General features: G+C 71.8%; 21 protein-coding genes. 8 read left to right on the top strand and 13 right to left on the bottom strand.

Annotation, left to right across the window (positions count from 1 at the left end; genetic code table 11):
* The first annotated feature begins 51 nt into the window (after positions 1 to 51).
* Positions 52 to 693 (top strand): TetR/AcrR family transcriptional regulator, encoded by a 642-nt coding sequence (locus ACFP2E_RS06440; protein ID WP_378522695.1) that lies wholly within the window; start codon positions 52 to 54, stop codon positions 691 to 693.
* Here ACFP2E_RS06440 and ACFP2E_RS06445 read toward each other — a convergent pair.
* The 6 genes from ACFP2E_RS06445 to ACFP2E_RS06470 form a co-directional block, all read right to left on the bottom strand.
* Positions 690 to 1,046 carry a hypothetical protein gene (locus ACFP2E_RS06445; RefSeq protein ID WP_378522696.1) on the bottom strand — a complete coding sequence of 119 codons (357 nt, stop codon included), beginning with the start codon at positions 1,044 to 1,046 and terminating at the stop codon, positions 690 to 692. The two genes, ACFP2E_RS06440 and ACFP2E_RS06445, sit on opposite strands and share 4 nt — an antisense overlap.
* A 25-nt stretch (positions 1,047 to 1,071) precedes the next feature.
* Positions 1,072 to 1,998, bottom strand: a complete 927-nt coding sequence (mshB, locus tag ACFP2E_RS06450; protein ID WP_378522697.1) for an N-acetyl-1-D-myo-inositol-2-amino-2-deoxy-alpha-D-glucopyranoside deacetylase — start codon at positions 1,996 to 1,998, stop codon at positions 1,072 to 1,074.
* A gap of 349 nt (positions 1,999 to 2,347) precedes the next feature.
* Positions 2,348 to 2,746, bottom strand: a complete 399-nt coding sequence (locus ACFP2E_RS06455; RefSeq protein ID WP_378522698.1) for a type II toxin-antitoxin system death-on-curing family toxin — start codon at positions 2,744 to 2,746, stop codon at positions 2,348 to 2,350.
* Positions 2,743 to 2,943, bottom strand: a complete 201-nt coding sequence (locus ACFP2E_RS06460) for a DNA-binding protein (RefSeq protein ID WP_378522699.1) — start codon at positions 2,941 to 2,943, stop codon at positions 2,743 to 2,745. The genes ACFP2E_RS06455 and ACFP2E_RS06460 overlap by 4 nt, the downstream gene beginning before the upstream one ends.
* Positions 2,944 to 3,081: 138 nt before the next feature.
* A complete protein-coding gene (locus ACFP2E_RS06465) occupies positions 3,082 to 3,369 on the bottom strand; it encodes a hypothetical protein (protein WP_378522700.1) in 288 nt (95 codons plus the stop codon).
* Between the two features lie 43 nt (positions 3,370 to 3,412).
* Complete coding sequence (locus tag ACFP2E_RS06470; protein ID WP_378522701.1) at positions 3,413 to 3,790, bottom strand: (deoxy)nucleoside triphosphate pyrophosphohydrolase; 378 nt, start codon at positions 3,788 to 3,790, stop codon at positions 3,413 to 3,415.
* A 98-nt stretch (positions 3,791 to 3,888) separates the two neighbouring features.
* Between ACFP2E_RS06470 and ACFP2E_RS06475 the strand changes: the two genes are divergently transcribed.
* Complete coding sequence (locus ACFP2E_RS06475; RefSeq protein WP_378522702.1) at positions 3,889 to 5,625, top strand: hypothetical protein; 1,737 nt, start codon at positions 3,889 to 3,891, stop codon at positions 5,623 to 5,625.
* 22 nt (positions 5,626 to 5,647) lie between these two features.
* Positions 5,648 to 6,679, top strand: coding sequence for a hypothetical protein (locus ACFP2E_RS06480; RefSeq protein ID WP_378522703.1), 1,032 nt, complete (start codon positions 5,648 to 5,650; stop codon positions 6,677 to 6,679).
* A 95-nt stretch (positions 6,680 to 6,774) separates the two neighbouring features.
* Here ACFP2E_RS06480 and ACFP2E_RS06485 read toward each other — a convergent pair whose 3' ends face one another.
* Together ACFP2E_RS06485 and ACFP2E_RS06490 are read right to left on the bottom strand one after the other, a co-directional pair.
* Positions 6,775 to 7,161, bottom strand: a complete 387-nt coding sequence (locus ACFP2E_RS06485; RefSeq protein WP_378522704.1) for a hypothetical protein — start codon at positions 7,159 to 7,161, stop codon at positions 6,775 to 6,777.
* A 589-nt stretch (positions 7,162 to 7,750) separates the two neighbouring features.
* A complete protein-coding gene (locus ACFP2E_RS06490; RefSeq protein WP_378522705.1) occupies positions 7,751 to 10,342 on the bottom strand; it encodes a hypothetical protein in 2,592 nt (863 codons plus the stop codon).
* Between the two features lie 329 nt (positions 10,343 to 10,671).
* Here ACFP2E_RS06490 and ACFP2E_RS06495 point away from each other — a divergent pair, with 329 nt between their 5' ends.
* Complete coding sequence (locus tag ACFP2E_RS06495; RefSeq protein ID WP_378522706.1) at positions 10,672 to 12,210, top strand: hypothetical protein; 1,539 nt, start codon at positions 10,672 to 10,674, stop codon at positions 12,208 to 12,210.
* Positions 12,211 to 12,430: 220 nt separating this feature from the next.
* On the opposite strand, the gene ACFP2E_RS06500 is transcribed toward ACFP2E_RS06495, so the two are convergent.
* Complete coding sequence (locus ACFP2E_RS06500) at positions 12,431 to 12,592, bottom strand: hypothetical protein (RefSeq protein ID WP_378522707.1); 162 nt, start codon at positions 12,590 to 12,592, stop codon at positions 12,431 to 12,433.
* Positions 12,593 to 12,653: 61 nt separating this feature from the next.
* On the opposite strand from ACFP2E_RS06500, the gene ACFP2E_RS06505 reads away from it, so the two are divergent.
* Positions 12,654 to 15,194: a response regulator gene (locus ACFP2E_RS06505; RefSeq protein WP_378522708.1), complete on the top strand. Its 2,541-nt coding sequence runs from the start codon at positions 12,654 to 12,656 to the stop codon at positions 15,192 to 15,194.
* A 551-nt stretch (positions 15,195 to 15,745) separates the two neighbouring features.
* On the top strand, positions 15,746 to 16,972 hold the full coding sequence (locus ACFP2E_RS06510; protein ID WP_378522709.1) for a DUF222 domain-containing protein: 1,227 nt from the start codon (positions 15,746 to 15,748) through the stop codon (positions 16,970 to 16,972).
* Between the two features lie 27 nt (positions 16,973 to 16,999).
* On the opposite strand, the gene merB is transcribed toward ACFP2E_RS06510, so the two are convergent.
* Positions 17,000 to 17,662, bottom strand: a complete 663-nt coding sequence (gene merB / locus ACFP2E_RS06515) for an organomercurial lyase (protein WP_378522710.1) — start codon at positions 17,660 to 17,662, stop codon at positions 17,000 to 17,002.
* 122 nt (positions 17,663 to 17,784) lie between these two features.
* Between merB and ACFP2E_RS06520 the strand changes: the two genes are divergently transcribed.
* Entirely contained in the window at positions 17,785 to 19,014 is a 1,230-nt protein-coding gene (locus ACFP2E_RS06520) for a cation:proton antiporter (RefSeq protein WP_378522711.1), read from the top strand.
* On the opposite strand, the gene ACFP2E_RS06525 is transcribed toward ACFP2E_RS06520, so the two are convergent.
* The 3 genes from ACFP2E_RS06525 to ACFP2E_RS06535 form a co-directional block, all read right to left on the bottom strand.
* The gene (locus ACFP2E_RS06525; protein ID WP_378522712.1) at positions 19,011 to 19,907 is read right to left on the bottom strand and encodes a potassium channel family protein; all 897 of its coding nucleotides are present in this window, start codon (positions 19,905 to 19,907) and stop codon (positions 19,011 to 19,013) included. The two genes, ACFP2E_RS06520 and ACFP2E_RS06525, sit on opposite strands and share 4 nt — an antisense overlap.
* Before the next feature lie 67 nt (positions 19,908 to 19,974).
* On the bottom strand, positions 19,975 to 20,799 hold the full coding sequence (locus ACFP2E_RS06530) for a DeoR/GlpR family DNA-binding transcription regulator (protein ID WP_378522713.1): 825 nt from the start codon (positions 20,797 to 20,799) through the stop codon (positions 19,975 to 19,977).
* Positions 20,799 to 22,778: a beta-galactosidase gene (locus ACFP2E_RS06535; protein ID WP_378522714.1), complete on the bottom strand. Its 1,980-nt coding sequence runs from the start codon at positions 22,776 to 22,778 to the stop codon at positions 20,799 to 20,801. Before ACFP2E_RS06535 ends, ACFP2E_RS06530 begins: the two co-directional genes overlap by 1 nt.
* Before the next feature lie 367 nt (positions 22,779 to 23,145).
* Here ACFP2E_RS06535 and ACFP2E_RS06540 point away from each other — a divergent pair, with 367 nt between their 5' ends.
* Positions 23,146 to 24,483 carry an ABC transporter substrate-binding protein gene (locus tag ACFP2E_RS06540; protein ID WP_378522715.1) on the top strand — a complete coding sequence of 446 codons (1,338 nt, stop codon included), beginning with the start codon at positions 23,146 to 23,148 and terminating at the stop codon, positions 24,481 to 24,483.
* Positions 24,484 to 24,513: the final 30 nt, after the last annotated feature.

Here is a 24,513-nt window from a genome sequence, read left to right on the forward strand (position 1 = left end):
GTGGGGCTGGTTACCGACCCCCTAAACTGCACACGCTGTGAAGTTCATTCCGTGAGGCCCGAGGTGGTCTGGTCAGCGGCGGGAGAGGTGGTTGCCGTCGAGGAGGCGCTGAACGCCAGGAGCCGGCGCACCCGCGCCGCCGTGCTCGACGCCGCCCGGGCGATCGTCGAGGCGGAGGGCTTCCCCGCGCTCACGATGGGCCGGGTCGCCGAACGGGCAGGCGTCTCGCGCCGCGCGCTCTACCTCCACGTCGCGTCGCGCACCGAGCTGGTCACCGCGCTCTTCGCGCACGTCAACGAGGAGACCGGGCTGGAGGAGTCGGTGCGTCGGGTCTGGGAGGCGCCGGACGCCGCGGCGGCGCTCGAGGAGTGGGCCGGCCACGTGGCGCGGGTCCACCCCCAGGTCTCGGCGAGCCTGCGTGCGGTCGACCAGGTGCGGGGTACCGACCCGGACGCGGAGCGGCTGTGGCAGCTCACGATGCGCGACTGGTACGCCGGCTGCCTGCGGCTGGCGCGCTGGCTCGACCGCGAGGGCCGGCTGGCCGAGCCGTGGACCACCCGGACCGTCGCGGACATGCTCTGGACGCTGATGTCCTACGACGTGGTCGAGCGGCTGGTCGTCGAGCGGCGCTGGTCGACGGCGCGGCTGGCAGAGCATCTCGCCGCGCTGATGCGCCGCACGTTCCAGGGCTAGCTGGTGCGCGGGGCGGGCCGGGCGCGGCGCTCGGGGCGCGGCAGCGTCGCGACGGCCCACACGAGGACCAGCAGCGCGAGACCGAGCAAGGAGTAGCCCTGCGGGTCCGCGGAGATCGCGTAGTCACCCTCGGGCCGCGGCGTGAGCACCCAGCCGACGAGGCCGGCCCAGCCGAGGGCGAAGGGCAGCCGCGACCACGCGCCCGGCGGCAGCGCGACGAGTGCGGCCGCGGTGGCGACGGCGCCGAGCGCCAGCCCCCACCAGCGCTGGTGCAGCGCGACGGTCGCGAGCGCGGTCGCGGCGCCGGCGGGCAGCAGCCCGACGGCGGCCGCCGCGCGCGCCGCGATCCTCACCCGCCCCAACCCCCTCGCCCGGGCCTCAGAGGCCCGCGAAGAGGTCGGTCTCGAGGCCGTCGGGGCCGGTCTCCCCCGGCGTGCCCTTGGCGATCCGGAAGAACTCGATCCCCCACGCCGTCGAGCCGACGTTGTTGGACAGCGCGAAGAACGGGCCGTCGGTGGTGATCTGCGTGGCGTGCGCCCGCATCGCGTCCATCTTCACGTCGACGAAGTCCTGGGCGTCGACTGCGCAGGTGAGGTTCTCGTCGGGGGTGATGAACGGCGGCAGCGGGCCGTCGGGGTCCATCCCCTCGAAGGTCGTGGTGTCGCCGGCGTCGCGCAGCATGCGCAGGCCGGCGCGCATCCGGCTCTCCGACATGGCGCCCCAGTAGATCTTGGCGATGTCCCAGGCCTCGCCGAGGTCGCGGCGGTACGACGGCACGGCCGCGAGCTGGGCGGCGTACATCGCGACCCGGTGGGCCTGGATGTGGTCGGGGTGGCCGTAGCCGCCGAACTCGTCGTAGGTCACCAGCACCTGCGGCCGGACCTCGCGGATGACCTCGACGAGGTGGGTCGCGGCCTCGGTGAGGTCGGCGTGCCAGAAGGCGTTGTCATGGATCTGGTCGGCGGCGACGGCGTGGCCGTCCTCGTGCCACTTCATGCCGGAGTCGCGGTAGCGGCCGAACCCGCCGAGCCAGCGGTGGTCGGTGACGCCGAGGATCTTCATCGCGTCGGCGATCTCGCCGCGCCGGTGCTCGCCGAGCTTGTCCTCCTGGTCGGCCGCGAGGTGCTCGAGGCCCGGCACGAGGATCTCCCCCATCTCGCCGGCGGTGCAGGTGACGAGGGTGACGCCCCGCCCCTCGGCGGCGTACTTCGCCATGGTCGCGCCCTGCCCGATCGTCTCGTCGTCGGGGTGGGCGTGGACCAGCAGCAGCCGCTGGGCCGGGAGCTCGGACTCGGGTGCGGTCATGCCCGCCAGCCTAGTTCCCACCTCCGGTGACTAGGAGCAAGGCCGCAACCACGGCGGTCGAGCCCGTCGAGACCCCGGAACGAAGGGCAGGGCGGTGCCCCGACGCCGGTCGAGCCCGTCGAGACCCCGGAAGCGAGGCAGGGCAGCGACCACGTCGGTCGAGCCCGTCGAGACCGTGCCACGCGAGCGAACCGCAACCACGGCGGTCGAGCCCGTCGAGACCCCCTGGGCTTGGTGTTGGTGGTGACCGCGTGCGCAAACGCAGCCGGGACGCCGCCCCCGACCTGCGGATGCGCACAACTGAGCCCGGTACGCCGGGTGGCACCGCCGGTCGACCCCGGCAAGACCGTCAGGACCGAGGCGTCTCCCACTGTCGCAGGCGCGCGGCGATCTCCGCGACGTCACGCAGGCTCCCGTCGGCGACCGCGACGATGAGGTCGAACAGCTCGTCATCGGTGGCGGTGATGTCGTAGCCGTTGAGGTCGTAGAAGAGCAGCATCCCCGCCGCGCCCAGTCGCTTGTTGCCGTCGACGAGCGGGTGGGACGTGACGAGGGAGTGCAGCAGAGCGGCTGCCTTGGCGGACAGGCCGACGTAGGCGTCTTCACCGAAGACGGTGGCCTGGGGCCGGAGCGCGGCGGCGGCCAGCAGACCGGGGTCCGCGACCATGTCGCCCCGGCCCGTGACGGCCTCCGTCACGAAGAGCAGGTCGTCGAGGGTGAGGTAGTCGACGACCTCGGGCTCGCTCACGCGTTGCCGAGCCTGTCGAGCAGGTCGCCGCGCTCCTCGAGGATGCGGCGCATCGCCGCCTCCCGACGCTTCGAACGACCGCGCGCCGCCTCAAGGACCGCGTCACGCGCGAACGCCTGCATGGACTTGCCGGCCCGCTCGGCCGCCTCGCGGAGCTCGGCCGTCTCTTCCTCGGTGAGTCGCAGCGTCATGGCCATGCACCTCATGGTACCGCGCGATACCACCCGCCACCACGGCTCGACCCCTCACGGAACTTCACGCCGAGTGGCACCGGTGGTCGAGGTGCGAGGCCGGCCACGGCCGAGCCTCGAGACCCCCGCACCGACGCAGGGCCCCTACTCCTGCGGCCGCTTGATCCTCTTCGGCGCGCTGGGCAGGTCCAGCGGTGGGGCCGGGGCGGCCGCGGGGCCGGGCTCGTCGTCGAGGTCGAGCCAGCCGTCGTACTCGTCGACGTACATCTCCAGCACCAGCTCGGGCGCGTCGGTGAGCACCGCCCAGGGGTGGTCCTCGTCGTCGTCCTCGCCGGCGAGGCGCTCACGGCTGAGCTCGGCGGTGTAGCCGTCGCGGACCAGCCGGGCGACGACCGTCCGGGCGTGGTCCTCGTCGAAGAAGATGCCTCTCACGACGGCATTCTCTCGCGTACGGAGGTCGAGCCCGTCGAGACCGTCACCGCAACCGGGCAGCCAGCTCAGCCAGGAACGGACGGTCGGGCTCGAGCCAGTCGACCTCGCCGAGCTCGTCGGCGCCGAGCCACCGGACGGCGTCGTGCTCGTGCGGCTTCGGCTCCCCGGAGCGCAGCTCGGCGAGCGCGACCCGCAGCTCGTACTTCTCGCTGATGGGCGCCGACCCCGCGAGCCAGCCGGTCACCTCGATGTCGCAGCCGAGCTCCTCCCGGATCTCGCGGACGAGCGCCACGTCGGGCGACTCGCCGTCCTCGACCTTGCCGCCGGGGAACTCCCAGCGGCCCGCCAGCTCGGGCGGCGACGTACGCCGGGTGGCGAGCACGCGCCCGTCGGCGACGATCGCGGCGCCCACGACCGGCACCATCCCAAAGTAAAGAACCACACGAAATCCTCACACTGACGGCCTGTGACAGACAGGATCGACGCCTACGACGAACCGACACAGAGGATGCCGCACTCATGACGAATCGCCGTGGCTCACTCCTGCCTGCCATTCTCTCGGGGGCAGTCGGGCTCACGGGCACGATCTTCCTGTTCGCACTCCCGGGGGACGCCGCCCCCGACCCCGGGACCTTCTCCGCCGAGGCCATCGGCGAGGTCCTGCGCGTCAAACGCCTCGACCTCGACATGTCCGGCAACCCGGTCCAGGTCGACATCGGCGTCGGGGCGGCTTCGGGCGAGGCCGGCAGAGCCGCCGCCCCCGACCGCGCCCGAGCCCAGGCCTCGAACCTCGTCGCAACGCCGGCGCCACCGGTGGCCGCGAGCGCCGTCTCGGTCGCGACCCGCGGCCGGGACACCACCGGGTCTTCGTCGCGATCCGGCACCGTGGGCTCGCTGGAGGGTGTGGAGTTCGGCGGGACGGCGCTCTCCTCTCGTGGCCGCTGGACCGGCGACACCTCCTGCCTGCCCGCAGACGTCCCGCTGACCTCCTCGCGCGCGATGGTGCAGGGGTCCGGCACCGTGCCTGCGGAGATCCCGGATGGGCAACCGACGTTGCCCATCCCGCTGCCGACCGGCCTCCCGACGGAGTTCCCGTCCTCGCCGTCAACGGGCTTCCCGACGGGCCTGCCCACGGATCTGCCCACGAGCCCGCCCTCGTCGACCCCGACGACGGCACCGTCGCCGTCCACCACCCTCCCGACGGATCCCACGACGCTGCCCACGACCCTGCCCACGACGCTGCCCACGACCCTGCCCAGCGCGCCCGTCTCCAGCCCGACTGCTCCGACGGCGGCCCCGACGACGGTCCTGCCCGTGCCGACCGACCTGCCGACCCTTCCGCTGCCCGACCCGACGACGATCCTGCCGGACCCCACCGACCTGCCCACGCTCCCGCTGCCGAGCACGACGATGCTGCCGAACCCGGCCGTCGGTGGTGCGGACAGCGGCACCCCGATGATCGAGCTGGCCGCGATGCAGGTCGCCGAGCGCACCCAGCTCGAGGGCGGCGGCGCGGGCGGCAAGAAGGCCCGCAGGGTCGTCTCCGAGGTGACCGCGACGCTGGCCCAGCCGAGCGCGCCCGCACTGACGTTCTTCGGCGGTGAGGCCGCCTTGCGGATGGTCGGCGAGCCCAAGCTGGCGGCGTACTCCACCGGTGGTCGTCACGGCAGCCAGGTCGAGTGGTCGGCGCCGAAGCTCGAGCTGCTCGTCGGCAACGAGACCTACCCGGTCCCGGCCGATGGGTCGGCGCTGGCGCTGCCGTACAGCAAGAACGACGACGTCGTTCTGACCATCGCCCGCGGTGATGTGCACACGGCCGAGAACGCCGACGGCGTGCTCGCGCAGGCCGAGGCCACCGTCCTCGACATCCTGATCAAGAACGGCGAAACCGTCGCGCTCGAGGCCGAACTGTTCCCGATGTCGGTCACCGCTCTCTCGCCGGTCGGCGGCGTCGACTGCACGCCGGTCGACACCGACGGCGACGGCCTCACCGACGACCGCGAGATCAAGCTCGGCACGAAGCCGAACAAGAAGGACACCGACGGGGACCGGCTCTCCGACGGCCAGGAGGTCAAGAAGTACAAGACAAACCCGCGCCGCAAGGACACCGACCGCGACCGCCTGTCCGACGGCCAGGAGGTCAAGAAGTACAAGACCAACCCGAAGAAGAAGGACACCGACCGGGACGGCGTGCCGGACGGCCGGGAGGTCAAGCGGGGCACCGACCCGCTGAAGAAGGATCGCAAGCGGCGCTGACGGGCCCGCTATCGTCCGCGGCGTGACCGACCCCGGAGTCCGGCTGCGTCGCGGCGCAGAGCAGATCGCCGCGACCGACGCGCTCGCCACTGCATGTGGCGGGCGCGTCGGCCTGTCTCCACTGCTGGAGAAGCTCGACCGGCAGGGTCGCCGCGGCTGGGCGCCCGGGCTGCGGACGCGGTGGGCGTTCACCTGGGACCGCGAGGACCGGCGTACGACGCGCTGGTGGCCGCAGGGCATCTCGACCGGCGCGGACGCGAGTGGCTCCCCCGACGGACTGGTCGAGGGGCACCGGGTGGTGCTGACGACGTGGTACGCCAAGCCGCGTCCCGACGGGCACCACGGCGTACGGCTGAGCCTGGTCGACCTCGACAGCCACCGCTACGCGCACGTGCTGCTCGTCGACGCCGCCGTCGACGCGCAGGGCAACGTCTCCGTGGCGCCGGTCAAGATCCACGCGGGCGGGCTGGTGTGGCGCCGCGGCATCGTCCACGTCGCCGCAACAGCGAGGGGCTTCGTCACCGCCCACCTCGACGACCTGGTCCGGGTCCCGGAGCGTTCAGGGCTGACGACGTACGGCTACCGCTGGCTGCTGCCGGTCCGGACCCATTACGCGGCGGAGACCGACGAGGGCACCGAGCCGTTCCGCTTCTCCTTCTTCTCCCTCGACCGCAGTGGGGGTACGCCGTCGCTGCTGGCCGGGGAGTACGCCCGCGGCCGCCAGACCCGCCGCCTCGTCCGATACGCCCTCGAGCCAGGCAGCGGCCACCTCGCCACCGACGGTGACGGCGTCGCCCGGCCCACCTGGCTCGTGGACGCCGGCGTCGGGCACATGCAGGGCGTCGTCTCCGACGGCGATTGGCTCGTCGTCTCGACCTCCCACGGCCCGTTCACCCTGGGCTCCCTGCACAGAGGTGAGCCGGGCGCCTGGACCCGGCACCGCTGGGCCACACCGATGGGCCCCGAGGATCTCGTGGGCTGGCCCTCCCGCGGCGAGCTCTGGTCCCTCAGCGAGCACCCCCACCGCCGTTGGGTCTACCCGATCCGGCTCTGACCGAGGTCGAGCCCCTCGAGACCTGTCGTTGAGAGATCGAGCAGCGAGCGCAGCGAGCGTGTCGAGATCTCGTGCGCCGACCCCTCCCGCGCCGGTTACGAGTGCTTCAGCACCCCGGGCAGCCGCTTCGCACCGATCTTCGCCGCCGGCTTGTTGCCGTTCCGCGCCGTGACGAGCGCTCCCTTGCCGTTGGCCCACCAGTGCCCATCGGGGAGCAACGCCTTGGCGTAGTCGTTCCAGTCGCGCTGCTGCCGCGGACCACGGAACGTGATCACGTTGACGCGCTTGCCCTTGACCCAGCACACGCCGGAGTCCTTGTTGAAGTGACCACTGCCATTGCGGTCGAACCTCTTGCAGTTGATCTCCCTGGCCACCTTGCGAGCGGACTCGCCGTAGTGATTGTGCGGCGCCGCCACAGCGGCGGGCATGGCAGGCGCGAGCAGCGCCACCGCCGCCACCAGACTGATGACACCCCTGCTCACGATGACTCCCCCTTCTTTGCACACCTGGCAATGGTGGCTGAGGTGTGCGGCACTTGAGCGGCGAACCCCGAAACCCCGGAAGGCAAGCAGGGCTTCAAGGCACGGAGGTCGAGCCCGTCGAGACCTCGCACGCCGAGTGGTCGCCACTGCCCCGGAACGACGAACGCCGCCACGTAACTCACGTGACGGCGCCATTGCCGGGGACTCGAGACCACATGTCCTAGTGTGTGACAGGCGGTCCGGACCATTCTCGCGCAGCGGCAAACAGAGAATGGCCCGGACCGCGTCTGTGTGTCCCGACTTCTTGCTTCAGTTGTTGCTCGGGGGTTGCGGGAGCCTTGCCCCCGTGATGGCCGGCGGTGAGCCGGCCGAAGATCGACCTGTGGTGCCTGGTCGCCCCCGGTGGAAGTTTGGTGTGCCGCCCAGAGCCGCTGTTCCGCTTGGCTGAGAGACCTTCCGGTTTCGAGTCCGGGGAGTCCCTGGTCTCCCAGGGACTCCCCGTTCGCGATCGGGGACGTCCGTCCGGATCACCCGCCCCGCCGAGGCAGTAGCTCCCCGGCGGAGCGGGATCTCAGATCCGGGTGGTGCGTCAGCTGTTCTTGGCCTCGTCCAGCTTCTTCTTGGCCTCGGCGAGCTCCGCCTCCGCCTTGGCCAGACGCTCCATGCGGTTGTCGACCACGAGCTGCTCGGCCGCAACCGAGGCCTTCGCGATCGCACGGTCGCCGCGAGCCTCGCGCAGGGCGCGCTTGGCGGCACGGATGCCCTCACCCTTGCGCTTGGCCTGACGCAGGTCCGCCTTGGCGGCCTTCACCTCGCTGCGGGCGACCCGCAGCTCGGCCTCGGCGACGGACAGGTCCGCCTGCGCCTCGGCGAGGGCGTCCTGGGCCGCCTCGACCTTGGCCTCGGCCGCCTTGACGGCCTCCTCGAGCTCCGTCAGGTTGACGACGTTCTCGATCGACGCGGTGGCGACGTTCTCCGAAGCGGTCAGACCCGGGGCGTCGTTCTTGTCGGTGTAGGTGTTGACGGCCTTGCCGAACTGCGGCGTCACACCGCCGTTGCTGACACCGGTCACCTTGACGGAGACGGTCGACTTAGCGTTGTCCGTGAGGAGAACGCCGTACTCGAACTCGCCAGCCTCGTCGGTGACGGAGTCAGCCGACTGGGCGTTGGCCGGGCCGGTGACCTGGAACTGCAGGCTGCCGGCGGGGACACCGGGGACCACGTTGCCGAAGGCGTCGGTGACCGTGGCCGTGAAGGTCGCGACCTCGCCGGCGTTGGCCTTCTTGGGACCCTCGAGCTCAACGTTCCGAGCAGACTTGATCACGTCCGCAGCAGCAGTCGGCGCCTTGACGGTCAGCTTCACCGTCTTGGTGCGGCCGGCGCTCTCGATCGTCACCGTGGTGACGCCGAACTTGGTGCCCACGACCTTGAACGAACCGGTGCCGGCGTCGCTGAGGCTGATGCTCTTGGACGCAACGCCCTTGTCAAGGGTGGTGTCGTCGCCCGAGAGCACGAGCGCCCCGTTGTCGACGGTGACCTTGGCGGGAACCTTCGGGGTGCCGCCGGCGATGTTGATGGTGGTCGAGTCGCCTGCACCAGCCTTCGCGTCGTACAGCGGGGTCATGGTGGTGGCCGCCGCGTCCGAGGTAGCGCCAGTGATGACGTAGTCGGCTCCGCGGCCGTCCGTCGTGTAGTTGATCGTGCCGCCCTCGGAGTTGGTGGGGGTGGCGTCGAACTGGTCGTCGAACAGGTTGACCGTGAAGGTCTCGACGCCCGGGATCGTGCCAGCGTCGGGGAGGGTGATCGTGGCCTGACCCGCGGAGTTGACCGTGGTGCGGGCGGTAGTGGTGGCACCGTTGCGGACACCGCGAACGATCTGCACCTGCGCCGGCGCGCCGATGGCGTTGCCGAACTGGTCCTTGACGGTGACGACGACGTCGGTCGGGCTACCGACCTTGGTGACGTAGGCAGCGGCGTCAGACTTGACCGAGCTGGCGGTCGCGCGCTTGAACGTCACGGTGGTCGACGGGATGCCCGAGCCGGCCGAAGCGAAGGTGAACGCCCGGTCCTCGACGATGCCGCTCGGCTTGACCGTGAGCGAGCCTTTGCCGTCGTCGTCAAGCACCACCGAGTAGGTCTTGGTGTTCAGACCGTCGAACTTGAGGGTGGCGCTGTTGAGCGTGAGCAGGATGGCCTTGTTCGCGTCGTCAGGGGCGGTGCCCTCGTCGGCGCCGTCCTTGCTGGCGAAGTTGAAGGTGATGGAGTCCTGGTCCACGCGAACCTGCACGGGGTCGCCGAACTTCGAGTCCTTCGACCACGTGTCGGCGCCCGAGGCGAGGTCGAACTCGTCCTCGGTGATCGTCGCCCGCTCGAGGACGTTCAGGCTTGCACCAGCCATCAGGGTCGACTTGGTCGCACCAGTGCCGTTGCCGGCGACCGTGAGCGGCTTGGTGCCACCGGTGGGCGCGGTGGCAGTGAAGGTGGCCTTGCCGTCGTTGAGGGTCTTGTCATCCAGCGCACCGGTGGCGACGGCGTCGCCGCTGGAGGTGACGTTGAACGCCTCACCAGGCGCGACCTGGGTGAGGTTGCCCGCCGCGTCCTTCACCTCGACGGTGTAGGCCGGGGACTGCTCGCCGGTGGCCGTGGTCTGCGACGAGGGCGAGACGGAAACGGAAGCCGGGGCACCGGTCGGGGTGACCTCGACGACGGTCTTCGGGTCCGACGCGTTGACCGCGTCGTTGCCGTCGGCGTCCTCGACAAGGCCGAAGGTGGCCTTGCTGGCGGTGCCGAGAGTGACGGCGGTGATGGCCTCGTAGTGGTAGAAGCCGTCAGCGAACTTGTTCACGCCCGCGGCGTCCTTGTCGCCGTCGAGCAGGGTGAACGAGATGACGTCGACGTCGAAGGCCGGGGAGGTGATCTCCTTACCCGCGCCCATCTTCTTGGCGCCGCTGTAGTCAGCCTTGGTCACCCAGATCTTTGCCGGGTCGATCTGGTCCGACGAGCTCTTGACGATGACCGAGCCACCCGCGGAGTTGCCGTCACGGACCGGACCGTGCGAGTGCATAGACATCGTGTCGCCCGAGGCGGCCGAGGCCGAAGTGGCGAGGAACGGAAGACCCGTCACCGCCAGGGCGGAGACGGCGACAGTCGCCAGTCCCCGCTTCATGCCGCTGCTGTTCATGCTGTTTCCTTCCGGAGTTGCGGAAGGGGGAAAGGTCCTCCCCCGATCCGACCTTTTTGGCCCGAGGGCCACGAGAGCTTGCGCGACGGAGTCACTCCGATGCGCCGGAAGGAACGTAGGGCCGGGGAACGAGTTTCCGAGTTCTTGTTGCAGCGCCCCCCGATTTCTGAAATAAAACTCCCTGGCGCTCGGGAGTCGCGTCAGATGAGCCCAGCGGGGGAGCTCATCGTCTACGGGGGAAAGCACAACCAGTCGTGGCTCTTGATACGAGCCCGCCGGCAGCACGCCGGCGGGGCCGTCCTCAGCGTCTGCCTGAGGACAGCACACCCATGTCCGCGCGACACATCGGGACCGAGGCCCGCGTCGCGTGGCTCTTGGCGACCACCCGGATCCTGCACCCCGATCAGGAGATCACCCATCGCGAGCGGTTCGTCGCGGCGCTCAGGGAGCGCGGTGTCTCCGTCGACAACACCCGCATCTCTCGGTGGGAGTCCGGGACTCAGGCTGCCTCGCAGGCCGCGATCCGGGGCTACGAGGAGGTGCTCGGCCTCGGTCAGGGCAGCCTCGCAGCCGTCACCATGGGCCTGCGCCGCACCTTCGGCGAGAACGGCTACCAGCACCACTACTCCCCAGAGCGGCACGACGACGCCGGCGACCTCGACCACCTCCTCGACGCCGTCCTGACGGAGCAGGCCCATGGCGTCCACTGGCAACGGCTGGCGGCCGAGCTCACGGCGTACGACCGGGTCTTCCTCCGCGAGCAGGAGTGGCAGGACCTGAGCACGCGGCTCGTCCGGGAGCTCAGCCGGTCGGTCGGCCTGGGCTACGTGCGCCGCTACGAGGCCGCCGCCACGCTCATCCGGCACCCGTCGGCCCAGCGCTTCGTCTCCATGGCCATCGGGCAGTTCGTCATGGACGAGGACACCCAGGTCATCGGCCCCGTCCTCAGGCTCTACAGCGAGGTGAGCGACCCCGTCGCGTCGTCGCTGGTCCTGCGAATGCTCAGCAGCGACTCCAAGGGCCTGCGTCGCGCCGCCTCGTCGGTCGCCGCCGCCAAGCTGCGGCTCGGGCACTTCCCCGAGTCCTCCATGCAGGCCCTGGAGATGTACGCCGCCACGGCGATCCGGAGCAGCAAGCCGCTCGACGGCGGGCTCGATGCCTTCGACCTCGCGATGCAGCTTCCCTTCCAGAACTTCGAGGCTGTCATGGCTGCCGCCCGCGACCGCCGGGTCCAGCGGCAGCTCGGGGAGGCCCGCAGCACCGGCGAGCTCGTCTCCCGGAACGCGGCGGCACGGGTGGTCGCCGACCTCGCCGTCGCCGTGCAGAACGACACGGACGGACCGCGGCACAGCGAGCCGGACATGATGATGCGGCGACTGCTGCGCGAGGCGCTGTTCCACAACCACAAGATGCGGCGCGACCACGCAGCAATGCTGCTCACCGCCAGCCCCTACCGGCTCGCGGTCTCCCGGCAGTGCCAGCAGCTGATCGGCGTCTCCGACTACTTCCTCGCCGCGCGCGCGTGGGCGCTGCTGATGAAGGTCGGACTCGCCGGTCGACGGCCCGAGATCGCGATGCGCGCCCTGACGGAGGTCCGGCCGACGCTGCAGGCCCGGGCCCTGGTCAACCTCGGCCTCAGCGACGAGCCGATCAGCCCCGGCGAGGCACGGGCGATCCTCAACCAGGTCTCGCCCGACTCGCGCGGGTCCGTGCGGGCCGCGACGCTCTTCGCACTCGGCATGTCCGGGGCGCCCGAGATCGAGAAGTGCGCGGTGCACGAGGAGGACTGGTACAGCCGAGCCGCGATCTGGTGGATGAAGCAGGGGCCGGCACTGCACGAGCCGGAGCTGCTGCCGGGCGAGGCCTGAGGGTCTCGACGAGCTCGACCTGCGTGGGTTGCTGCCCTGCCTACCAGGTCTCGACGGGCTCGACCTGCGTGGGTTGCTGCCCTGCCTACCAGGTCTCGACGAGCTCGACCTGCGTGGGTTGCTGCCCTGCCTACCAGGTCTCGACGAGCTCGACCTGCGTGGGTTGCTGCCCTGCCCACCAGGTCTCGACGAGCTCGACCTGCGTGGGTTGCTGCCCTGCCTACCAGGTCTCGACGAGCTCGACCTGCGTGGGTTGCTGCCCTGCCCACCAGGTCTCGACGAGCTCGACCTGCGTGGGTTGCTGCCCTGCCCACCAGGTCTCGACGGGCTCGACCTGCGTGGGTTGCTGCCCTGCCCACCAGGTCTCGACGGGCTCGACCACCGGGATGAGGCTCGATCTTCGTTCTGGTGCGGATGGGGGCTGTGAGGCTTAGGCTGCCGACATGGAGTGGGTCCGCAGCGGGACCACCCTGGGTGTCTTGGGCGCAGCGGGGGCGGTCGTGGCTGCCCGCCTTGCCGTGCCGACGGGCACCGCAGCGGCGGATGCGCTGTTCCTCGTCGTCGTGCTCGCCGCCGCGGTCGTCGGCCTGCTGGGCGCCCGCCGCGCCCCGGACGGGCAGCGCGCCATCCCCGGGCTGATCGCCGGCTACCTCGTGCTCAACGCCCTCGCCGAGATCGTCCGCCGCACGCTCCGCCTCGACGACACCGCGACCAGCTGGCTGCCGGACCTGCTGCTGCTCGGCGGCTACGCCCTCCTGGGGGTGGCGCTCCTCCGCAGCCTCCGGCGCACTCTCACACCCGGCCGGGTCGACGTCGACAGCATCCTCGACGTTCTCACCATCCTCGCGGTCTCCGCGATGGTGCTCTGGGGGCTCTCGCTCGACACGGTCGTGTCCGACCCGGGCCTCACGACCGGCGAGCAGCTCGTCATGCTGGCCTACCCGGTCGCCGACCTCCTGCTGCTCGCGCTCGCGGTCCGCCTCGCACTCACCCGCCGCAGCCGGGACCAGGTCGACTGGCTCTTCGCGCTCGGCGTCGGCCTGCTGCTCGCCGCCCACACGACGTACCTCGCGGTCCCCGACGGCGGGCTCGGGATGCTGCTGATGGAGCTCGGCTGCCTGGCGTCCGTGGTCCTGGTCGCCCGCGCCACGTGGTACCGCCCCCCGGCCCGCCCCCGCGTGGCCGAGTCGCGCAACCGCACCGCCGCCTTCAGCCTCACCATCGCCGTCGTGCCGTTCACCGTGCCGGCGCCGTTGCACATCTGGACCCACTACACCCCGGCCCAGGAGCCGATCTACGACGCGCTGGTCAGCTACTTCGTCCTCACCGTGCTGCTGCTGGCCCGCGTCCGCCTGCTGCTGGCGTCCGAGCGGTCCGCGCGCGCCGAGGCGGCCGCCGCCCGCGACGCCGCCCTCGACGCCTCACGCGCCAAGTCGGCGTTCCTCGCCACGATGAGCCACGAGATCCGCACGCCCATGAACGGCGTCATCGGCCTCACCGGTCTGCTCCTCACCACCGACCTCACCCCCCGCCAGCGGCAGTACGCCGAGGGCGTGCGCGGGGCGGGCGAGGCGCTGCTGGCGATCATCAACGACATCCTCGACTTCTCGAAGGTCGAGGCCGGCAAGCTCGAGCTCGAGGAGACCGACTTCGACCTCGTCGAGGTGGTCGAGGGCGCCGCCGAGCTGGTCGCCGACCCGGCCCGCCGCAAGGGCCTCGAGCTGCTCGCCTACTGCTCCCCCGCGCTGCCGGCGACCGTGAACGGCGACCCCTCGCGGCTGCGCCAGGTGCTGCTCAACCTCGCGTCCAACGCAGTGAAGTTCACCAGCGAGGGCGAGGTCGTCATCTCCGCCGACGAGGTCGACCGCAGCCACGACCGCGTCCTGGTGCGGTTCGAGGTGCGCGACACCGGCATCGGCATCGACGACACCGACCCGCAGCAGCTCTTCGAGCCGTTCACCCAGGCCGACACCTCCACGACCCGCCGCTTCGGCGGCACCGGGCTCGGCCTCACGATCTGCCACCAGCTCGCGACCGCGATGGGGGGCGAGATCGGCGTGGAGAGCACGCCCGGCGAGGGCAGCACCTTCTGGTTCACCGTCCCGCTGCGCCTCGTCGAGGGCGAGACCCGCCCGCGCCGCCGGCCCAGCGGGCTGACCGGCGTCAAGGTGCTCGTGGTCGACGACAACGAGACCAACCGGCTGATCCTCAGCGAGCAGCTCTCCGCCTGGGGCATGAACGTCGCCACCGTCGACGACGGCCCCACCGCGCTCGACACGCTCACCGCCGCCAGCGACACCGGGCGTCCCTACGCCCTGATCATGCTCGACCACCTCATGCCGGGCATGGACGGGGTCGAGCTCGGCAAGCTCGTCAGCGCCGACCCCGACCTCACCGGCACCCCCATGCTGATGCTCACCTCCGGCCCGGACGTGCCGTGGTCCGAGCTGCAGGAAGCCGGCATCGCCGCCAGCCTCAGCAAGCCGGTCCGCCTCTCCGAGCTGCAGGCCGCCATCAACGACGCCTGGTCCCCCGAGGCGGAGCCCGACCAGGAGACGCCCGGCGAGGGCGTCCCGACACCGCCCGACGGCGTCGTCCTCGGCCACCTCCTGGTCGTCGACGACAGCACGACCAACCAGCTCGTCGCGCAGGGCATGCTCGACCACATCGGCTACACCTGCGACCTCGCCGCCGACGGCCAGGAGGCGCTCGACCTGCTCGCCCAGGGGACCTACGACGCCGTGCTGATGGACGTGAAGATGCCCATCATGAACGGGTACGACGCCACCCGCGAGCTGCGCCGGCGCGAGGGCGAGGAGCGTCGTACCCCCGTCATCGCGATGACCGCCGGCGTCACCGTCGAGGAGCAGCAGCTGTGCCGCGACGCCGGCATGGACGACTACGTCTCCAAGCCGATCGACCCCGAGACGCTCGCCGAGACGCTGGCCCGCTGGGTGCCGACCACGGCCGGCGCGGAGGGCTGAGCGGCCCAGTTCCCAGCCCAGTTCGCCGACCAGTTCGCCGACCAGTTCGCCGACCAGTTCGCCAACCAGTTCGCCGACCAGTTCGCCAACCAGTTCGCCAACCTTGGTGAAAAGGTCCGACGCGGACACTCTCACGCCGCGGCGCGCGCCAGAGTGGAGTTGCGCCGTCCTGGTGGGAGCGTCGAACCCCCCACAGGTGGACCCATGCTGCGGCGGCCCGGCCCGGCCTTCTGCCAGCTGCGGTCACGACCGCTCTCACCGGGACGACGACCAGCTCGGATCGCTCCTGGGCTGCGTCGGTCCGCCCGGGGTAGGTGGCCACCAGCGCCCCGGCCTTCCCCGGCGGCTGGTTCGAGGAGTGGGCCACACCCACAGCGCCAGCCAGGCCGAGCGCTCGCCGCGACGGCCACGGTCAGGACAACGCCACGAGGTTGGCTTGCGGGTCCGGCAGGCCGGGATTTCCTCCACATCCGGGCGCCACATCTCTTGCCCACCTGTTCGAACATATGTACGATTGGACAAAGCCGGGGCAAGCAAGGGGGTGTGAGCCCGTGGCCGAGCTCCATCCCGTTCTCGACACCGTCGACGCGCTGGCCGACCTGCTCAAGGCGGTCGCGGACGTGCCGGTGGACCTGCTGGCCACCGACGAGAAGCGGGAGGCGCTGCGCGGAGTCTCCCAGGCGGCCGCACAGCTCGAGTCGCTCCGGCTGCGGCTGGTCGCCACCTCCGCGGACGTGGCCGACGAGGACGGCTGTCGCGACGTCGCCGCGTGGCTCTCGAGCTGTCTCCGCAGCGACCGGTCGGGCGACCGCCGAGACGCGAGGCTCGCCGCCTCCCTCGACCGGTGGCAGGTGCTCGCGGTCGCGCTGGCGCAGGGCTCGGTCAACGTCGACCAGGCCCACGTCATCGCCCGCGCGCTCGACGAACTGCCGGCCGACGTGGGGCTGGACGTCTGCCAGCGAGCGGAGGCCCACCTGGTCGGCGAGGCCGCGACGTTCGGGCCGCGCGAGCTGCGCACCCTCGGCAGGCGGATCCTCGACGTGGTCGCCCCCGAGCTCGGCGAGGACCACGAGCGCCGGGCGCTCGAGCGCGAGGAGCGGCGGGCCCGGCGGACCACCTCGCTGACCAGCCACCGCAACGGCGACGGCACCACCTCGTTCCGGATCAAGGTCCCGGACGCGGTCGCCCATCGGCTCGAGACCTACCTCGAGGCCTTCACCTCGCCGCGCCAGGGGGCGGACGACGCTGCCACCGCCGAACGCCTCCCCCACGACCAGCGGGCCGGCCAGGCGTTCGCCGCGTTCCTCGAGGCCGTCGACCCCGCGCGGCTGCCGCTCCACGGCGGCGACGCCACCACCGTGGTCATCACCATCGACCTCGCGGCGCTGCGCGACGACCTCGGTGGCGCGGCGCTCGGCTCCGGCGACACGATCTCGGCGGGCGAGGCCCGCCGCCTCGCCTGCACCGCCCGGGTCCTCCCGATGGTGCTCGGCGGCGAGAGCGAGGTCCTCGACCTCGGCCGCTCGCGACGGCTCTTCAGCCCCGCCCAGCGCCGCGCGATGGCCGTGCGCGACCGGGCCTGCCGGGCGCAGGGCTGCGACATCCCCGCCCCCTGGTGCGAGGCACACCACCACCGGCAGCCCTGGGCCCACGGTGGACGCACCGACCTCGCCGAGGGCCGGCTGCTCTGCTCTTTCCACCACCACCGCGCCCACGACGAGCGGTACCTCCACACCGAGCTGCCCAACGGCGACATCCGGTTCCACCGGCGCAGATAGGCCGGCGGCCACCGCCGCAGGCGCCGGTCAGTCCGGCAGCCCCCAGAACGAACCCGACAACCCTGCCCCGCGCAGGTAGTCGGCGGCCGCGCTCGGCTCGCGGCGGACGTACCCGCGCTCCAGCCGCCCGGCGTACCAGCCGGAGGCCAGCCGCCACAGCGTCGTCAGGTCCATCACCGACCCGCGCTCGTGGCCCGTGCGCTCGAGCCAGTCGTCGACGCAGGCCTCGGAGCAGAAGATCCGCTGGTTCCCGCAGGTGCGGACGACGTCGTCCCACATGTGCGCGACCGGGATCAGGAAGTGGGCCACCTGGTCGCCGGCCGGCGGCTCCCGGTCGTCCACCCGCCAGGCGTGCGGCCGGTCGCAGGCCGGGCACGTGGTCGCCACGAGCACCGGCGCCTGCTCGGGCAGCAGGTGCGGGAGCGCGAACGAGTCCCAGGCGCAGCCGCCCCAACACGGCATGTCCCGGCCCATCACCGAGAACCCCAGCGGTACGGCGGCGAACGGGTGCGCCATCGCGATCTCGCCGTCCGGGCCGAGCGCCACATGCCGCTGGGCGGCCAGCCCGGCCAGGCCCTCCCGGACCTCGTCGGGTGACACCCCCAGCGCGGGGGCGAGGACCGCGACGCGCGGCAGGTCGCCCCGACGGAAGGTGTCGTAGACCGCCAGCCTCAGGTCCTCGGTCTCCACGGTCCGAGTCTGCGCGAGCGGCGGGCGCCCGGCACTCGCCGGGCCGGACCAGCGGCTCATCCGCGTCCGGCCTGCCAGACTGCGAGGGAAGCCGGTCTTCCTGGGACGGGAGGTGCACGGACGTGGAGCACGGCCTCGACGTCACGCTCGTCGCGGTGCTGGCCGCCTGCATCGTGGCCTGGAGCCTGCTGTCGGCGCGGCTCGAGCGGGCCAACGTCACCGCCCCGATGGTCTTCGTGGCGCTGGGGCTGCTGCTGGCCACCGAGCCGGTCAACCTCGTCGAGGTCCCGGTCCGCAGCGAGGGGCTGCGGACGCTGGCCGAGGTCACACTGGCGCTGCTGCTCTTCCACGGCGCGGCGTACGTCGACCTGCGGATGCTGCTGCACGACGCCGGGGTCCCGCTGCGGCTGCTCGTCGTCGGGCTGCCGCTCACCGTGGCCGCCGGCACTGGCCTCGCCGTGCTGCTGCTCACCGACATCGACCCCTGGGCGGCCGCGGCGATCGCGGCCGCGGTCGCGCCGACCGACGCGGCCCTGGGCGAGGCGGTGACCGAGGACGAGGAGGTGCCGCAACGGATCCGGCGCACCCTGTCGGTGGAGAGCGGCCTCAACGACGGCATCGCGACGCCGTTCGTGCTGTTCTTCGTGGCGACCGCGGTCGGGGACGAGGAGGCGCGGGCCATGACCGGGCCGGGCGACGCCCTGGCGCAAATGGCGCTTGGCGTCCTCGTCGGACTCGCGGTCGGCTACGTCGGCGGTCGGCTTCTCGCCGCGTCGCTGCGGCGGTCGTGGGTGGTCGAGGACTACCAGGCCATCATGTCGATCGCCCTGGCCCTGGCCTGCTACTCCGCCTCGGTGGCCGTCGGAGGCAACGGCTTCATCGCCGCCTTCGTCGGGGGCCTGGCGTTCGGCACGGTGGTGGACGCCCCGGTGCGGGACGTGACGCTGCGCTTCGACATCCGCACCGGCGAGCTGCTGTCGCTGCTGGTGTGGTTCTTCTTCGGGGCCGTGATGCTCCCCTCGGTCGCCGACGCCACCTGGCAGGTCGTGCTCTTCGCGGTGCTCGCGCTCACGGTGATGCGGATGGTCCCGGTGGCGGTGTCGCTCCTCGGCAGCGGCAACGGCCTGGCCACGGTCGCGTTCATCGGCTGGTTCGGGCCACGCGGCATGGCCTCGGTGGTCTTCGGGCTCATCGCCTTCGACGAGCTGCAGGGCGGCGACGCCGACGTGGTGCTGACCGCGGTCTCGCTCACCATCGCGCTCAGCGTCGTCGCGCACGGCCTCAGCGCCCAGCCGTGGGCGCGGCGCTACGCGATGCGCAGCATGCAGGCCGAGGAGCAGCAGCGCTCCTAGTCGGGGCCCTCCCCGACAGCCGCCTGCTCCTGCTGGTGGTCGGCGGCGAAGCCGGCCAGCAGCTCGGGCAGCTCCCCCGAGATCCCGACGACGCCGGCCACGCAGTCCGCGAACGCGGCCAGGCCGCCCTCGAGCACCCGCGCCGCGTGCCGCACCTCGGCGGACGGGGAGCCCGCGCCCGCCGCCACGAGCCGCTGCACGACCGGCAGCTGCGCGGCCAGAGACAGCTCGCGGTCACGCTCGCGGAAGTAGTAGGTCTCGCCGTACATCCGCAGGTCCATCTCGACGGTCGCCAGCTCGGCGGTCAGCGAGCCGAGCAACGGGGCGCCGCCCTCCCCTCGCTCCAGGAGCTCGACGGTGCCGGGGGTCCCGGACAGCACGGCCAGCCGCCGCGCCAGCGACCGCCGACGCACCAGCGCGGGGTAGATCTGCAGGATCCAGGAGATCGCGGCCGTGAACAGCAGGAACCCGACCAGGGCCTCCAGCGGCACCAGCACCCGAAGCACGGGGTCGGCCGGCACGATGTCGCCCAGGCCGAGGGTCGTCACCGCGACCAGCGAGAGGTACGCCGACGACTCGAGGTCGGCCGGCTGCTCCGGGAAGGGCGGCTTGCTGAAGTGGAAGCCCTCCGGCATGTGCGGCAGGTAGACCACGGCCCACCCCGCGACCAGCAGCACCGCCCACGCACCGACCGCCGCGAGCAGGCCGACCGGGCCGGCGAGCTCGGTGGACCGGCCGGTACGGCGGTTGAAGGCGCGCGCCATGCGCCAGATGAGCGCGAAGACCCGGCGGACCAGGGTTCCGAAGCCCCGCGGGTGCCAGAGGGTGTGGAAGATGTCGCGCAGCACGAGCAGCACGACGAGCAGACCCAGGGCGCTGACCAGCCACTCCATCCCGCCACGCTAGCCCCACGCCAGCCGAGTGCCGCCCCGGCCGGCTGCTGCCGACCGGCAGCCGCGCTCAGCTGTGCCTGTCCTCCAGGACGCCGTCGGCCAGCTCGGGCGTGTGCTCCGCGGGCTCCACGACGACCAGCTCGTCGCAGGCCTCGGACAGCACCCCGATCGCGGGGGCGGGGAGGCCGGAGTCGCTGATGATGAGCGAGGCCTCGGACAGCTCGGCCATCGAGCTGAGCCCGACCACGCCCCACTTGCTGGAGTCGGCGAGCACCACGAGCCGGCGGGCGGCGCGGATCATGGCGCGGTTGGTCTCGGCCTCGAGCAGGTTGGGCGTGCTGAACCCGGCACGCGGGTCCATGCCGTGCACGCCCATGAACACCGCGTCGAGGTGGAGCGACCGCAGGGCTGCGATCGCGAGCGGGCCGACCAGCGCGTCGGAGGGGGTGCGCAGGCCCCCGGTCAGCAGCACCGACACCGACTCCTGGCCCGAGCGGTGGAGCTCGTCGGCCACCCAGATGGAGTTGGTGACGACGGTCAGCCCGGGCACGTGGACGAGGTGCCGCGCGAAGGCGTGGGTGGTGGTCCCTGCGGAGATGGCGATGGCCGACCCGGGACGCACCTGCTTCGCGGCGCACTCCGCGATCGCTTCCTTCTCGGCGAGCCGGCGGGCGGACTTGGCCGCGAAGCCGGGTTCGGCGGTGGCCGGCTCGACGCGCACCGTCGCACCGCCGTGGACCTTCTCGAGCAGGCCCTCGCGCTGCATGATGTCGAGGTCGCGGCGGATGGTCATGTCGGAGACGCCGAGCATCTCGACCAGGTCGCTGACCCGCACCGTGCCGTCGCGCTCCAGGACCTCCTGGATGCGGGCACGGCGCTGGACGGCGAGCATCAGTCCTCCCGCACCACCGCGACGCCACCGGCGGCGACCGTGCCGCCGTACGGCGCGCCGGCCATCAGGTCGTGCCCGCTGAGGGCGACCGGGACCTCGTCGTCGGTGTGGTTGATGACGAACGCCCAACGACGCCCGTCCTCGGCGACCCGGCGGACGACCTCGACCCCCGGCGTGACCGGCCCGCGCCCGATGCCGGCGTCGTCGAGCGCACGCTCGACCAGGCTGCCGGTGGCCGCCTCGTCGAGCCGGGTCGCGGCGTACCAGGCGACGCCGTCGCCGACCTGGTGGCGGGTGACGGCAGCGGTGCCGGGCACCGGCCCGTCGGTGTAGGTGACGACGGCCTCGGCGCCGCGGAGGTGGAGGTCCTCGGCCCACACGTCGGCGGTGGTGCCGTCGGAGAGTCGGACCTGCTCGTCCGCCCGCAGCGGCAGGAACTCCTCGCTCATCACGCCCAGCAGGTCGCGGAAGGCGCCGGGGTAGCCGCCGAGCCGGATGTGGTCGTGCTCGTCGACGATGCCGCTGAAGTAGGTGACCACGGCGACTGCGCCCCGCTCGACCGCGGCGCGCAGCGCGTCGGCCGCGGCGTCGGTGATGGTGTAGAGGGTCGGGACGACGATCAGGTCGTACGCCGAGAGGTCGGACCCGGGGTGGACGACGTCGACGCCGACCTGGCGGTCCACGAAGGCGGCGTGGAACGCGTGGGCCCGGTCGATGTAGCGCACGTCGGTGCTCGGGTGGGAGTCGAGCTCGCAGGCCCACCAGGCCTCCCAGTCGAACAGGATCGCGGCCCGGTTGGCGGCGCGCGCCCCGGCGACCTCCTCGAGGTCGTCGAGCCGGCGGCTCAGGTCCACGACCTCGCGCCACAGGCGGGTGTCGGTCCCGGCGTGCGGGACGAGCCCGGAGTGGAACTTCTCGGCGCCGGCCCGGGAGGCCCGCCACTGGAAGAAGAGAATGCCGTCGGAGCCGCGGGCGACGTGCGCCATCGCGTTGCGCAGCAGCTGGCCCGGGCGCTTGGCGATGTTGCGCGGCTGCCAGTTCACGGCGGAGGTCGAGGTCTCCATCAGCAGCCACGGGTCGCCGCCGGCGACGCCACGCACCAGGTCGCTGCAGAAGGCCAGCTCGCGCCAGCCCTGCGGGTCCTCGGCGCGCAGGTAGTGGTCGTTGGTGACGAGGTCGACCTCGCGGGCGAAGGCGAAGTAGTCGATGTCGCGGATGTGGTCGGTGACCATGAAGTTGGTGGTGACCGGCACGCCGGGCGAGAGCTCGCGCAGCAGGTCGCGCTCGGCGACGTAGTTCTCGATGAGCTGGTCGGAGGAGAACCGGTGGAAGTCGAGCTGCTGCGTGGGGTTGGGGAACGCCGGGGCGGACCGCGGCGGGTTCACCTCGTCGAAGGAGCCGTAGCGCTGCGACCAGAACGCCGTGCCCCAGGCCTCGTTGAGCGCCTCGATGTCGCCGTACCGGCGCTGCAGCCAGGTCCGGAACGCCGCGGCGCTGGTGTCGCAGTAGCAGCGGGCCACGTGGCAGCCGGACTCGTTGCCGACGTGCCACAGGGCGAGGCCCTCGTGGGAGCCGTAGCGGGTCGCGAGCTCCCGCACGAGGCGCAGTGCGTGCTCGCGGTAGACCGGCGACGACGGGCAGTAGGCCTGCCGGGCGCCCGGCCACAGCGTGGTGCCGTCGGCGGTGACGGGCAGCGTCTCGGGGTGCCGGTGGGCGAGCCAGGGCGGCGGCGACGCCGTGGCGGTCGCGAGGTCGATGCGGACCCCGGCGCCGTGCAGCCGCTCGACGACCTCGTCGAGCCACTCGAGGTCGAACTCGCCGGGCGCGGGCTCGAGCTTCGCCCACGCGAAGACGGCGAGGGTGGCGAGGTCGTAGCCCGCCTCCTTCATGAGCTCGACGTCCTCGAGCTGGACGTCGAGGGGCCACTGCTCGGGGTTGTAGTCGCCACCGAAGGCCATCGTGGGGAGCGGCGCAGGCATGGGCTCAACCTTCGTCCAGCCCCCGGCCCAGAGTCAACAGATTCGATCATTTCCCATCGCATCCGGCCCTGCTGGGCCAGTCCTACTGCCCGACCGGCATCGACCGTCATTCAGTCGCGGAGCGCGCGGCGCCCCACGGGCCGCCAGCCTGGCTAGACCGGAACCCGCGCCGCTGCGGGCTCTCCGCCGTCAGGTCACGCCTTGGTCACGACCCGTGAGACGGGCACCCGGGACCCTTGACACCTGTCTGTGAGGGCCGTCACTCTGTCGGAATCTGTGTGTTTCTGTCAGATTCACCTTTGACCGAACACGCAGGCTCACCACCGTCTCGGCTCAGCACCCGTCGAACCCCCGGAGGGACTCACCCATGACCCGCTCCTCGCGCCGCCCGTTCTCAGGCTCAGCGATTCCCGGCTCCGCGATCGTCACCGCCCAGGCCACCCGGCGAAACTTCCTGCGCGGGGCCGCGTTCGGCGGACTCGCCCTCGGCACCCCCGGCCTCCTGGCCGCGTGCGGTGGCGACGACAACGGTGCCGGCGGGGGCGGTGGCAACACCGTCAAGTTCGGCATGAACGAGGCCGCCGGCTCCGGCCCGGCGTACGACCGGCTCAAGGCCATGGCCGACGCCTACGGCGAGACCACCGGCGTCAACGTCGAGGTCAACGCCGTCGACCACAACACGTTCCAGGAAAGCATCAACACCTACCTGCAGGGCTCGCCGGACGACGTGTTCACGTGGTTCGCCGGCTTCCGCATGGCGCAGCTGGCCAACAACGGCCTGCTCACCGACATCAGCGACGTCTGGCCGATCGACGGCATGACCGACGCCTTCCAGGAGGCGGCGACCGTCGACGGCAAGCAGTACTTCGTCCCGGTCTCCTACTACCCGTGGGCGGTGTTCTACCGGAAGTCGGTCTTCGACAAGAACGGCTGGGCCGTCCCGGAGACCAACGACGACTTCCTGGCACTGATGAAGGAGATGCAGGGCAAGGGCGTCACCCCGTTCGCCTTCGCCGACAAGGACGGCTGGCCGGCGATGGGCACGTTCGACATCCTGAACATGCGCCTCAACGGCTTCGACTACCACATGGGCCTCATGGCGGGCGAGGAGGCGTGGAACAGCGCCGAGACGCGCCGGGTGTTCGAGACCTGGGCCGACCTGCTCCCGTTCCACCAGGAGGACCCGCTGGGCCGGACCTGGCAGGAGGCGGCGACCTCGCTGGCCAAGGGCGACACCGGCATGTACCTGCTGGGCGCCTTCGTCGCCGACGCCATCCCGGACGTGCAGGAGGACCTCGACTTCTTCACGTTCCCGGCGCTCGACGACAGCATCGGCTCCGGTGCGCTGGACGCGCCGATCGACGGCTTCTGCCTCGCGGCGGGTGGGCCCAACCAGGAGGCCGGCATCGAGATGCTGAAGTGGCTCGGCACCCCCGAGGCTGCGAACGCCGCCAACGAGGGCGCCGACGCCCCCTTCATCGCGGCGAACTCCAACGCCAGCCTCGACAGCTACTCAGAGCTGCAGAAGAAGGCGGCCCAGGTGGTCGGCGAGGCGGAGAACATCGCGCAGTTCCTCGACCGCGACACCAACTCGGACTTCGCCTCGACCGTCGTGATCCCCGCCCTGCAGGACTTCCTGCGGAACCCGGGCAACATCAACGACATCACCGACAGCATGCAGCAGCAGAAGGAGTCCATCTTCTGATCCGCCCTGCTCCCGGAGCGCCCAGCCTGG

This window comes from Nocardioides sp. GCM10027114, assembly GCF_042659625.1.
GTDB lineage: Bacteria > Actinomycetota > Actinomycetes > Propionibacteriales > Nocardioidaceae > Nocardioides.

Excerpts from the sequence above, each read along its gene's own strand:
- ACFP2E_RS06525 (WP_378522712.1), bottom strand. The coding sequence starts at position 19,907 with ATGGAGTGGCTGGTCAGCGCCCTGGGTCTGCTCGTCGTGCTGCTCGTG.
- ACFP2E_RS06490 (WP_378522705.1), bottom strand. The coding sequence starts at position 10,342 with ATGAACAGCAGCGGCATGAAGCGGGGACTGGCGACTGTCGCCGTCTCC.
- ACFP2E_RS06460 (WP_378522699.1), bottom strand. The coding sequence starts at position 2,943 with ATGGCCATGACGCTGCGACTCACCGAGGAAGAGACGGCCGAGCTCCGC.
- ACFP2E_RS06475 (WP_378522702.1), top strand. The coding sequence starts at position 3,889 with ATGACGAATCGCCGTGGCTCACTCCTGCCTGCCATTCTCTCGGGGGCA.
- ACFP2E_RS06535 (WP_378522714.1), bottom strand. The coding sequence starts at position 22,778 with ATGCCTGCGCCGCTCCCCACGATGGCCTTCGGTGGCGACTACAACCCC.
- ACFP2E_RS06505 (WP_378522708.1), top strand. The coding sequence starts at position 12,654 with ATGGAGTGGGTCCGCAGCGGGACCACCCTGGGTGTCTTGGGCGCAGCG.
- ACFP2E_RS06530 (WP_378522713.1), bottom strand. The coding sequence starts at position 20,799 with ATGCTCGCCGTCCAGCGCCGTGCCCGCATCCAGGAGGTCCTGGAGCGC.
- mshB (WP_378522697.1), bottom strand. The coding sequence starts at position 1,998 with ATGACCGCACCCGAGTCCGAGCTCCCGGCCCAGCGGCTGCTGCTGGTC.
- ACFP2E_RS06540 (WP_378522715.1), top strand. The coding sequence starts at position 23,146 with ATGACCCGCTCCTCGCGCCGCCCGTTCTCAGGCTCAGCGATTCCCGGC.
- ACFP2E_RS06495 (WP_378522706.1), top strand. The coding sequence starts at position 10,672 with ATGTCCGCGCGACACATCGGGACCGAGGCCCGCGTCGCGTGGCTCTTG.